Below are 10,990 nucleotides of genomic sequence, written 5' to 3'. Positions count from 1 at the left end.
GGGCTCTTATAAAGAGTGGAGCGTTGCAACCGGAAGCGGCTATTCAACCCAGCCAACCTTCCTGCCCCTCGGGGCTGCCTCGTTGCGAGAGAGGCGTATTCTACCGATTCGAGCCGCGCTGTCAAGCACCTGTTTCGCCGTTGGCCGCGATGCCTCGAGAGGCACTGGCCGGACCGAAGTGACGCTCGAAAGCGGCTTCCATCCTGTCGGGCGAACCCCGAATCCGTGGCGGTGCATTCTACCGAATGCGGCCTGTCTGTCAACTGTCCTTTCTCAGCGAACCGAGAAAAACCCCAACAGAAACAGCGCCTTGCGCCACCTTCACCGCCAACAACGTGTGCCCGTCGTCAGCAGCGGATGCGTACTTTACGGATCGCCAGGCGACTTGGCAAGTGCCTAAGCAGAAAAAATTGTAGTCCAAGCTATCGGCGCCCGCCATACGAGTCGCTAAAGATTTTGGGCGCCGCAGAGAAAGCCAGGCTTCCGTCGTACGAAACGTCAGATAACGAAAAGGTCCATGAATTCCTGAACCGGTGTCGCTTCCAGTGCCTTTTGATCCTTGCAGAGATCGAAGATGGCTTGGCTACGTCCGGCAGGGAAACGTGTCGCCAGGTTGGCCTTGAATTTGGCCTCTAGCAGAGGGATGCCGTCCTGACGCCGACGACGATGGCCGATGGGATACTCGACCACGACATTCTCGGTGCTCGAACCATCCTTGAAGAAAACCTGAATAGCGTTGGCGATCGATCGCTTATCCGACTCCAGATACTCACGGGTAAACCGCTCGTCCTCGACGACCTCCATTTTCTCACGCAACTCGTCGATGATTGGATTGGCCTCATGAAATTCGTCTTCATAGTGTTCGGCCACGAGACTGCCAAATGCCAGAGGTACCGCTGCCATGTACTGCAGACAGTGATCCCTGTCGGCCGGGTTGGCCAACTTGCCGGACTTGGAAATGATACGGATCGCGGATTCATGCGTAGTAATGACGATACGGTCAATCTCTTCCAGCCGATCCTTGACCTGGGGATGCAAAAGAACTGCCGCCTCGCAAGCCGTCTGGGCATGGAATTCCGCCGGGAACGATATCTTGAACAACACTTGCTCCATGACGTACGTTCCGTAATTACGCGTGAACTTGAACTTACGTTCACTCGCGTCCTTGATCTGCTGATCCTTGTTGGTCTTGGAAAACAATACATCGTAGAAGCCCCACTGCGGTGCAGTGAGCACACCGGGGATTCCCATCTCGCCACGCATGGCGATATCGGCCAACCGAACCCCGCGGGAGGTCGCATCTCCCGCAGCCCAGGACTTGCGCGACCCTGCATTCGGGGCATGGCGATACGTGCGCAAGCTTTGGCCATCCGCCCATGCGTGGGACAAGGCAGACAGCAACTGTTCTCGGTCCGCGCCCATCAGCTTGGCAACCACGGCCGTCGACGCCACTTTGACGAGTACGACATGATCGAGTCCGACGCGGTTGAAGGAGTTTTCCAGCGCCAGCACACCTTGGATTTCATGCGCCATGATCATGCCTTCGAGCACGTCACGCATGGTCAGCGGCGATTTGCCTGCAGCAACCCGCTTTTGAGACAAATGATCGGCGACTGACAGGATTCCGCCCAAATTGTCCGAAGGATGTCCCCACTCCGCAGCCAACCACGTGTCATTGTAATCAAGCCACCGGATGATGCATCCAATGTCCCAGGCGGCCTTGACCGGGTCCAGGCGAAATGAAGTGCCTGGCACTCGCGCCCCGTGAGGCACGACCGTCCCTTCCACTATTGGCCCCAAGTGTTTGATGCATTCCGGAAAGCGTAGCGCCAGGAGACCGCAACCCAGCGTATCCATCAGGCAATTACGTGCCGTATCCAACGCCTCCTGGCTTTCTATCTTATAGCTGAGAACGTAGTCAGCGATCGTTTGCAGCTCGACGTCATAGTCTGGACGCTTGTTGATGTCGACATTGGCACTCATCGAAAACATTCCTTGGTATGGCGGTTTCATCCCGCCTGATCGGGTGAGAAAAGATCGGTGCCGGTTACAGCGAGCTTCAATCGCGCTGTTCGATTGGCAGCCAGGATTGCTTATCGGGACCGGTGTAATCGGCACTCGGTCGAATGATGCGATTGTTCGCGCGCTGCTCGAACACATGCGCACACCAGCCAGTCAGACGTGAACAGACAAAAATCGGTGTGAACAGCTTGGTGGGTATACCCATGAAGTGATACGCGCTGGCGTGAAAGAAATCGGCATTGCAGAACAGCTTCTTCTCGCGCCACATGACCTGCTCGACACGCTCGGAGACCGGGTAGAGGCGCGTATCCCCGACATCTTCGGCCAGCTTGCGCGACCACTGCTTGATAATGGCATTGCGTGGATCGGATTTCCGGTAGATGGCATGCCCGAACCCCATGATCTTTTCCTTGCGCTCGAGCATGCCAAGAATTTCATGCTCGGCCTCTTCCGGCGATTGCCAGTGCTCGATCATCGCCATCGCCGCTTCATTGGCGCCACCATGCAGCGGCCCCCTGAGAGAACCGATGGCTCCCGTGACACAGCTATGTATGTCGGAAAGCGTGGAGGCACAGACCCGAGCCGTGAAAGTCGAGGCATTGAACTCATGCTCGGCATACAGAATGAGAGACACGTTCATGACTCGAGCATGCAGCTCGGAGGCCGGTTTACCATGCAACAAGTGCAGGAAGTGGCCACCGATCGATACATCGTCGGTCTCGGTCTCGATGCGCACCCCATCGTGGGAGTAGCGGTACCAGTAATTGATGATGGAAGGAAATGCCGCCAGCATGCGATCGCTGCGATCCTGCTGCTCTGTGAAGCTCTCCTCTGTCTCGAGATTACCCAACATCGACGCCCCGGTACGCATCACATCCATGGGATGGGCATCGGCAGGGATCTGTTCCAGCACTGTTTTCAGCGCAGGGGGTAGACCACGCAACGTCTTGAGCTTGGCAATGTAATCCTCCAATTCCTGGCGAGTGGGCAGCTTGCCCTTGAGAAGCAGGTGAGCGACTTCTTCGAAGCGGGCATGCTCTGCCAGGTCATGGATGTCGTAACCGCGATAGGTCAGGCCCGAACCGCTCTTACCCACCGTGCACAATGACGTGCTACCGGCGCTTTGGCCGCGCAAACCGGCCCCATTGTTCGCTTTCTCTGGCATGGCATGTCTCCTATGGACGCGATGAGCTTGTCGTTATCGTTGTTATTCAGCCGGAAAGTCATTCGTCACCTTTCTCGGCAAACAGCGCATCAAGTTTGCGCTCGAAGGCGTGGTAATCGAGAAAATCGTAAAGTTCGTCGCGGGTCTGCATCAGCTCGACCACATCCCGTTGATGACCTTTTTCATGGATGCTGCGATAGACCTGGAGAGCGGCAGCATTCATGGCCCGAAACGCCGACAATGGATACAGCACCATACGGCACCCTACCTCACCGAGTTCTTGTTGCGAGAATAGCGGCGTAGCGCCGAACTCGGTGATATTGGCAAGGATCGGAGCATCAATGCCTTCACAGAAAGCCCGATAATCGTCCAGGGTATGCACGGCCTCGGCAAAGATGGCGTCGGCGCCCGCCTCGATACAGGCATTGGCACGCTCGATAGCTGCATCCAGCCCCTCCTTCTGGAACGCATCGGTGCGCGCGATCAGGTAAAAGTCCGGATCCGGTCTGGCATCGGCAGCCGCCTTGATGCGATCGACCATTTCCTGCTTGGATACGATGGCTTTATTGGGACGATGCCCGCATCGCTTCTGCGCCACCTGGTCTTCGATGTGCACGGCCGCGACACCGGCACGCCCCATCTCCTTGATGGTACGTGCGATATTCAAGGCCCCTCCCCAGCCGGTATCGATATCTACCAGCAGGGGCAGTTCGCTGGCATCGGTAATGCGCCGGGCGTCCTCCACGACATCGTTCATGGTGGTCATTCCCAAGTCGGGCAACCCGAACGAGGCATTGGCGACCCCTCCCCCGGAAAGATAGATAGCCTTGTGGCCTACCTTTTCCGCCATCAATGCCGAATAGGCATTGATCGTGCCTACGATGGGCAGCGGGCGATGAGCATCTAGGGCAGCACGGAAACGTGCGCCAGGCGTGGGTTGGGTCATAGGGTCGTCCTTTGAATGGGCGATATCGTGGCTTCTTCCTGCTTAAGCACTTCGGCATAGCGCTCTGCCACATTTTCTCGTGAGGCGCTAACGTGGCGGCGCATCAACAGCTCAGCGAGCTCTTCATCCCCCGCTTCAATGGCATCGACGATACGATGATGCTCGACAAAGGCGCGCTGCGGTCGTGATCCACTGGCACTGAACTGGGTGCGATACAGGCGCACCAGATAGTAGAGATCGTCGCAGAGGATGGTCATCAGCATACGGTTGTGGCTGCCGAGAACGATCCGGTAATGAAAATCTAGGTCTCCTTCACGCTGGTAATAGGCTTCACCGCGCTGCAGGTCGGCCTGACGTTCGTGAAAGGCCAGCACTTCGCGAAGGCCTGAGATTTCCTCGCCACTCATGTGACGTGCAGCCAGCCTGGCCGCCATGCTTTCCAGCGCTTCGCGTACATCGAAAAGCTCGAGCAACTCCTTCATCGACAACTTGACCACCCGTGCACCCACGTGGGGCACTCGCTCGATTAGGCGATGGGCTTCCAGTCGCCGCATGGCCTCGCGAAGAGGCCCGCGGGAAATGCCGTACGTTTTCGACAATCCCGGTTCGGTGATCTTGGTCCCTGGCGCCAGTTCACCGCGAACGATGGCATCTTGGAGCTGGTTGAAGACCCGCTCGGCCAGAGTTCGCACTTCGGGAAGCACACCATCCTGCATTCTGGAATTCATGTTAATTGTCGACAATAAGTGATTGAAGGAACTCTAGCCAGCCCTGGCTGACCGGTCAATAGCGCTTGACCATCGATCTTCTACACCTTTGGGCGTAGAAGCAAGTAGCTATCGCCGCCGCGTTGTCGACAATGGGGTTACGTTGACGTTAAATGAGCCGTCAGCAACGATGCAATGCGTCGAGGCTTCTGAAACGGTAAGGAGTGGTCGGTACCGGGAAGTTCCCGATAGGTCCAATCGGCGCGTGAATCGTCCAGCAACGCATGATAACGCTTCATCGCTTCCAGACTCTTGCTGCCGACAATGCTGATAACGTGCTCCTGGGCCTGGAGCAGCGCCTCGCGATCCACGTACCGGACAGCCTGGGTTACGCAATCCAGGGCGTTGGCAAACCCCAGCGGCCGATGAGCCAGGCGCGTAACCGACAGTCGTTCCGCACGGGGGTTGCGGGATCGGTGGGGAGCAATGAGGTCGAGAAAAGCCACGATGCCGGCCTCAGGCGTCTCGGCTTGCCGGATCCGCTCCGCCGCCTCAGCGTAGGCTTCACGCACTTGGATCATCGTGGCCTGATCTTCTCTCTCGAGAAGCGCCGGTTCGATGAGGCCCATGCGAGCGACTCTTGCTCCCAGCCGCTGTTTCAGGCGCATGGCGACCAGCCCACCGAAGGAATAGCCAACGACGTCCAGCCGATCACAACCTCGAGCGTCCAATACCGCTTCGATGTCGGCTACGACCTCATCCAGAGTGAAGCTGCGCTCCTGGCCATCGGGATGGCAGGTCTGTCCCATCCCTCGCAGGTCCGGAATGACGATGTCTTGCCACGCATCGAGATGACCGAGCATAGGTTGCCATGTCGCCTCACCGGCGACCCCTGCACCATGGAGCAACAGCAACGTTCCCTTACCGCCCTCCCCGTAGCGGTGCAGATGACGCCAGGCTACGCACTGGTCCCGACGTTCGAGTCTTCCTTGTTCGAGGCGATAATCGGCATGCATCGGCAGATTCCAGTGATCGGTGTCAGAAGAAGCCTTGCATTATCCCGTCCGCCGGGAGGGCGGACAAATGCGACCGCTCCCCCTAGAATGTCTCGCTTGTCGAAGGAGTCGCATTGCATGACCTCAAAGCCCGTTATCACTCCCCTGCCGTACCATGCCGACCCCTTGGAGCGCTTCGCCCGCTTGCGTCATCGGGAGGGTGCCGTTCTCTTGGATAGCGGTCGCCCCGAGGGCCCCGGCGGGCGCTACGATATTTTGGCGAGCGATCCTATCGCCATTCTCGAAGTCGACACCCACGGTAAGGTACATTGCGATCGCGTTCCCAGCCTGCCTGAGGATCCGTTCGCGGCTCAGCAAGCGTTACTCGAGAGTTTCGATGTCGAGCTGCCTGACAGCGATCTTCCCTTTCTTGGCGGATTGATAGGCTATTGGAGTTATGACCTCGGCCGACGCTTGGAAACATTGCCGAACCGGGCCCAGGCAGCGGCGACGCTTCCCTGGAGCCGCCTGGGCCTCTACGACTGGGCCCTGATCCAGGACCACTTGCGCCGGGAAGCGTGGTTGGTCGCTACACCGGAACGCAGACGGCAGGTCGACGCGTGGTTGACCCGTACGCCCCCGGCGCCTGCCTCTTTCAACGTCAAGACCCCATTTCGTGCGGAAATGGACCAGGCGAGCTACGCTGAGCGCTTTCAGGCCATACAGCGCTATATCCAGGCGGGGGATTGTTATCAGATCAACCTAGCCCAGCGCTTCAGCGCCCCTTACCAAGGCGATGTCTGGGAGGGTTATTTGGCCCTGAGGCGCGCCACTCCGACTCCCTTTGCCGGTTTCATGGCTTGGGATGACAAGGCGGTTCTCTCGATGTCTCCTGAACGCTTCCTTCAAGTGCGCGAGGGACAAGTGGAAACCCGTCCCATCAAGGGAACCCGTCCGCGCGGCATGACCGCAGAAGAAGACGCTCGACTCGCTACGGAACTGTCGGCCAGCCCCAAGGATCGGGCCGAGAACGTGATGATCGTCGACCTGCTACGCAACGATCTTGGCCGCGTTTGCCGCCCCGGCAGCGTCAGGGTGCCACAGCTGTGTGGACTGGAAAGTTACGCCAATGTGCATCATCTGGTAAGCGTGGTCACGGGCGAACTGGCATCCTCGTACTCGCCGATCGATCTGCTTGCCGCCGCGTTTCCCGGCGGCTCGATTACCGGGGCCCCCAAGATACGCGCCATGCAAATCATCGACGAGCTCGAGCCCAGCCGGCGTAGCGTCTACTGCGGCAGTCTCGGTTACATCGACCGACGGGGGGCGATGGATACCTCGATCGCAATTCGAACCGTCATCGCCGATGGCGGGCAACTCCATGTCTGGGGCGGCGGCGGTCTGGTCAGCGACTCCAGCGCAGAAGAGGAATATCAGGAGAGCCTGGCCAAGATAACCCGACTGATGGACGCGCTCTCAACGGCATAGGCAGGCACGATGACGGCACCCCGCAGATTTTATGAGATCGATGTTTAAGGACGGCTCAACCCCCTGTTCCAGCTATATAAGTACCGAACAAAACAGTATTGGGGCGGTAAGCGCAGGCTTTGTTAGGGTAACGACATTCTGGGAAGCCTGCTTCCTTCACGTTTCTGGAGGGCTTATGGACCTAAACATCGATGCAATCAACGAGCAATATGGCAATGATCCCGAAGCTCTGACCCGTTGGGCACTGGGCCTCGGCAAGCGCGCCATCTGCACGACGAATTTTCGTCCCTTCGAAGCCGTCATTCTGCACATGGTCACGCAAGTCCAACCCGACATTCCCATCGTCTGGATGGACTCCGGCTATAACACTGAAGCAACCTACCGGTTTGCCGATGACCTCGCCAAGCGACTCTCATTGAACCTGAGCATCTACCATCCGAGACGCTCACGCGCGCATCGTGAGGCACTGGAGGGGCCGGCGCCGACCATCGACGAACCTCGTCATGCGGCCTTCACCGAGGAAGTGAAACTCGAACCGTTCGAACGCGCCCTGCGTGAGATGGCCCCTGAGGTCTGGTTCACTGCGGTTCGGGCTGAAGATACGGCGCAACGCGCTCAGATGCAGCCCGTATCGATCAACGGCAGTGGACTGATAAAGGTAGCGCCGGTATTGCACTGGACAGCCAAGGACATGTACCAGTATCTGCAAAAACACGATCTACCCAACAATTTTGATTATTTCGACCCCACCAAGGTCGAAGAGAAGCGCGAGTGCGGTCTACATCTGCAACATTAAAAACATTGCAGTCGTTCGGCACAAAGCCCTGCCATGCATTTATGGCAGGGCTTTTTGGTTTGCACCTAACGCACTGGCAAGTCTAGTTCGGCAAACAGTCTTTGCTCATGTCGTGGGCCGGCCGCCAGTGCCTCGTCGACGATGTCACGGGTAAGGTGGGGCGCGAAGCGCTCGACGAAATCGTACATGAAACTGCGCATGAAAGTGCCTCGCCGAATACCGATCTTGGTCGTCGAACTCGCGAAGAGATGGCTGGCGTCCAGGGGTACCAGATCCTGATCCGCCTGGGGGTCGATAGCCATGCGCGCGACGATGCCAACTCCCATACCAAGACGCACATAGGTCTTGATAACGTCGGCATCCGCCGCCGTCAGCACTACATTGGGGGTCAGGTTCTTGCCACGAAAGGCATCGTCAAGTTGAGAGCGACCAGTAAAGCCAAAAACGTAAGTCACCAGCGGATACTCAGCCAGGGTTTCCAGGGTCAGCTCACCAAGCTCGGCCAAGGGATGTCCCTTTGGCACCAGAACGCACCGATTCCAGCGATAGCACGGCAATAGCACCAAATCGTTGAACAATTCCAGCGACTCGGTGCAAATGGCAAAGTCCGCTGCCCCTTCGCTTACCATCTGAGCGATCTGTTTTGGGGTGCCCTGCTGCATATGCAGGGCTACATCGGGGTATTTGCGAGTGAATTCGCCAATCAGCGGCGGCAATGCATATCGGGCCTGGGTGTGGGTTGTCGCGATGGAAAGGCTCCCTCGCCGCTCGTCGCTATGCTCCTGCGCAACCTGCTTGATATTGTCGACGGTGCGCAGGACCTCCCCTGCCAGATCGATGATCGACTGTCCCGCCGGTGTCACTCGCGTAAGATGTTTGCCACTACGTGCGAATATCTCGACACCGAGCTCATCCTCGAGCAGACGAATCTGCTTCGAAATGCCCGGTTGGGACGTGAACAGGCTCTGTGCCGTAGCCGAAACATTCAGATTGTGCCGGGTAACCTCCCAGATATAACGTAGCTGCTGTAGCTTCATGCCGACTGCTCCGCGCAAGGGCGGGAAAGCCGATTGGCTGCCACCCTTAATTCTAAAAAGAGATAAAATTCTAGAAAATGATTACCAAATAGAATATAAAAGCATCATAGTCGGCTCGCTGACCAACGGCAAGAGACGCCCTGCCGGGTAGCCGCATAACAGTTAGCCTTCGTCTTTCCTGGCGGAGCCATTTGCCAGCCAAGCAGGCTAACGCTACCATCAGCCGACTACACTACTACGCTAGTGGTAAGCGCAAGCAATTGGAGATTTCCCATGGCCAACAATGTCGACGTCACTACTGCCAATTTCGAGCAGGAAGTGCTCAAGTCCGAGAAGCCGGTTCTGCTCAAATTTTGGGCACCCTGGTGTGGACCGTGCAAGATGATGGCGCCGGTCGTCGAAGAGGTTGCCGACGAGAAAGCTGACAATCTGAAAGTCGTCAGCATCAATGTGGACGATGCACCGGAAATCGCAGCCGAACATGGCGTGCGTGGTGTTCCGACCGTCATGCTGTTCAAGTCCGGTGCCAAGGTTGCTTCTCTGGTAGGTGCCCAGTCCAAGTCTCAGCTCAACCAGTTCATCGATCAGAACGCCTGATCCTAGCAATAGCCCCCCAAAACGAACGTCCTCTGGACGTTCGTTTTGTTTTCCAGCCTCTACCTACCGATTTATAAACAACCTTATCGGCATCCATGAAAACATTCACCACCTCGGCATTAACAGTTCTCGTGTTTTTGTTGTTTATTTTAATTAGCCCAGCCACCCCATAAATACAAAAAAGCAGTCCTACCCCCTAGGCGCGGACCTGTTTTATTAATGCAATAAATAACCAAAAACCCAAACATATGTCGGTTTTATATACAGAACATGAATTTTTTGTGGATTTTTTGTGTCACCGCTCTAACCTTTATGCAACACGCTAAAAAATGAGTCATCAGGGTGCAGGGCCATGATCAAGAGCCTAACAAAAAAGACCTTACACAAAGTTGGTTACGATATAAACAGAAAGGGAAACTTGCATAAGCTAAAAAGCATCCCTCAAGCGCCTAGCTCCGGGGTGATCATTGAATTCGTCGGGCCATCGGGCATTGGAAAGACCACGTTCTTTCAACGTATAAAAGACGAATACAAACATACTTGGCTTTTCAAGGACGACCTCGCTCACGTTCATGAACTGGACGACTCATTCAAATTACTAAGCAAACAAGAAGAACAGGTCGTTTCGCAGGTCATGGATTTGGCTTATCAAAGCCTTATCAAAGACGACCTTTCTCTACCAGTAAGTGATGGCATTTACCGTTTCCTCACCAAGGAAATGAAAACGGACATATTCTTTAGAAAGGCAAACTTTGGCAAGGGATTACTTTCCGAAGGAGGCCTGCTGTTGAATTTCTGTGACGAGTTAGTATCTGTTAGGACTGGCGCCTCGCCCGATCTGCTCCTGACAATGAATAACCTGTTCCGGAAAAGGCATGTCGTAAACTTCATGGCCAGCGATCACTACATCCTGGAGAACTTAAAAAAGCGCAAAAAAGAAACCCCAGGCGCAGGCAATGACTGGATTGGTAACTTAGGCCTCCAGAAAGCCCATGACATGATCAAGAGGTACAATGAAAGTAACTTACGACTGGTCCATCTAGCCGTTTCACTCGGATGCAGAGTCATTGAAATCGATGCAGAAGCCAGCTTTGAAGAAAAGAAGAATCTTTTCGAAAATTTTGTACCTACGGTAATCAACAAAAGACATGAAGATACCGAAAAGACCTCCACACGTAGCCCTATGGAGCAGCTAGAAACGTAAGACCTTCAAGAACACTACCAGCGGACTGAAGTT

The 10,990-nt window shown here is 55.9% G+C and carries 10 protein-coding genes; 4 read left to right on the top strand and 6 right to left on the bottom strand.

Annotated elements, in window-relative coordinates; genetic code table 11:
* Positions 1–498 precede the first annotated feature (498 nt).
* The 5 genes from prpD to MHM84_RS20785 all read right to left on the bottom strand — a co-directional run bounded on the left by prpD (position 499) and on the right by MHM84_RS20785 (position 5,856).
* Positions 499–1,983 carry a 2-methylcitrate dehydratase gene (gene prpD, locus MHM84_RS20805; RefSeq protein WP_239268885.1) on the bottom strand — a complete coding sequence of 495 codons (1,485 nt, stop codon included), beginning with the start codon at positions 1,981–1,983 and terminating at the stop codon, positions 499–501.
* Positions 1,984–2,059: 76 nt separating this feature from the next.
* On the bottom strand, positions 2,060–3,187 hold the full coding sequence (gene prpC, locus MHM84_RS20800; RefSeq protein ID WP_239268883.1) for a 2-methylcitrate synthase: 1,128 nt from the start codon (positions 3,185–3,187) through the stop codon (positions 2,060–2,062).
* Positions 3,188–3,245: 58 nt separating this feature from the next.
* Positions 3,246–4,133, bottom strand: a complete 888-nt coding sequence (gene prpB, locus MHM84_RS20795) for a methylisocitrate lyase (protein ID WP_239268881.1) — start codon at positions 4,131–4,133, stop codon at positions 3,246–3,248.
* Positions 4,130–4,861, bottom strand: a complete 732-nt coding sequence (locus tag MHM84_RS20790) for a GntR family transcriptional regulator (RefSeq protein ID WP_239268879.1) — start codon at positions 4,859–4,861, stop codon at positions 4,130–4,132. The genes prpB and MHM84_RS20790 overlap by 4 nt, the downstream gene beginning before the upstream one ends.
* Before the next feature lie 137 nt (positions 4,862–4,998).
* Positions 4,999–5,856: an alpha/beta hydrolase gene (locus tag MHM84_RS20785; protein WP_239268877.1), complete on the bottom strand. Its 858-nt coding sequence runs from the start codon at positions 5,854–5,856 to the stop codon at positions 4,999–5,001.
* A 117-nt stretch (positions 5,857–5,973) separates the two neighbouring features.
* Between MHM84_RS20785 and pabB the strand changes: the two genes are divergently transcribed.
* Together pabB and MHM84_RS20775 are read left to right on the top strand one after the other, a co-directional pair.
* Positions 5,974–7,323 (top strand): aminodeoxychorismate synthase component I, encoded by a 1,350-nt coding sequence (pabB, locus tag MHM84_RS20780; RefSeq protein WP_239268875.1) that lies wholly within the window; start codon positions 5,974–5,976, stop codon positions 7,321–7,323.
* A 175-nt stretch (positions 7,324–7,498) separates the two neighbouring features.
* Complete coding sequence (locus MHM84_RS20775) at positions 7,499–8,119, top strand: phosphoadenosine phosphosulfate reductase family protein (protein WP_239268873.1); 621 nt, start codon at positions 7,499–7,501, stop codon at positions 8,117–8,119.
* Between the two features lie 65 nt (positions 8,120–8,184).
* Here MHM84_RS20775 and cysB read toward each other — a convergent pair whose 3' ends face one another.
* Positions 8,185–9,156, bottom strand: coding sequence for an HTH-type transcriptional regulator CysB (gene cysB / locus MHM84_RS20770; RefSeq protein WP_239268871.1), 972 nt, complete (start codon positions 9,154–9,156; stop codon positions 8,185–8,187).
* A 273-nt stretch (positions 9,157–9,429) separates the two neighbouring features.
* Here cysB and trxA point away from each other — a divergent pair, with 273 nt between their 5' ends.
* Both trxA and MHM84_RS20760 read left to right on the top strand, forming a co-directional pair.
* Entirely contained in the window at positions 9,430–9,753 is a 324-nt protein-coding gene (gene trxA, locus MHM84_RS20765; protein ID WP_239268869.1) for a thioredoxin, read from the top strand.
* Between the two features lie 352 nt (positions 9,754–10,105).
* On the top strand, positions 10,106–10,957 hold the full coding sequence (locus MHM84_RS20760; protein WP_239268867.1) for a hypothetical protein: 852 nt from the start codon (positions 10,106–10,108) through the stop codon (positions 10,955–10,957).
* The last annotated feature ends 33 nt before the right edge of the window (positions 10,958–10,990 follow it).

Origin of the sequence: Halomonas sp. McH1-25 (genome assembly GCF_022348165.1) — a bacterium.
Lineage (GTDB): Bacteria > Pseudomonadota > Gammaproteobacteria > Pseudomonadales > Halomonadaceae > Modicisalibacter.
This window is presented reverse-complemented; position numbering and strand designations above follow the sequence as displayed.

Excerpts from the sequence above, each read along its gene's own strand:
- prpD (WP_239268885.1), bottom strand. The coding sequence starts at position 1,983 with ATGAGTGCCAATGTCGACATCAACAAGCGTCCAGACTATGACGTCGAG.
- prpC (WP_239268883.1), bottom strand. The coding sequence starts at position 3,187 with ATGCCAGAGAAAGCGAACAATGGGGCCGGTTTGCGCGGCCAAAGCGCC.
- prpB (WP_239268881.1), bottom strand. The coding sequence starts at position 4,133 with ATGACCCAACCCACGCCTGGCGCACGTTTCCGTGCTGCCCTAGATGCT.
- MHM84_RS20790 (WP_239268879.1), bottom strand. The coding sequence starts at position 4,861 with ATGAATTCCAGAATGCAGGATGGTGTGCTTCCCGAAGTGCGAACTCTG.
- MHM84_RS20785 (WP_239268877.1), bottom strand. The coding sequence starts at position 5,856 with ATGCATGCCGATTATCGCCTCGAACAAGGAAGACTCGAACGTCGGGAC.
- pabB (WP_239268875.1), top strand. The coding sequence starts at position 5,974 with ATGACCTCAAAGCCCGTTATCACTCCCCTGCCGTACCATGCCGACCCC.
- MHM84_RS20775 (WP_239268873.1), top strand. The coding sequence starts at position 7,499 with ATGGACCTAAACATCGATGCAATCAACGAGCAATATGGCAATGATCCC.
- cysB (WP_239268871.1), bottom strand. The coding sequence starts at position 9,156 with ATGAAGCTACAGCAGCTACGTTATATCTGGGAGGTTACCCGGCACAAT.
- trxA (WP_239268869.1), top strand. The coding sequence starts at position 9,430 with ATGGCCAACAATGTCGACGTCACTACTGCCAATTTCGAGCAGGAAGTG.
- MHM84_RS20760 (WP_239268867.1), top strand. The coding sequence starts at position 10,106 with ATGATCAAGAGCCTAACAAAAAAGACCTTACACAAAGTTGGTTACGAT.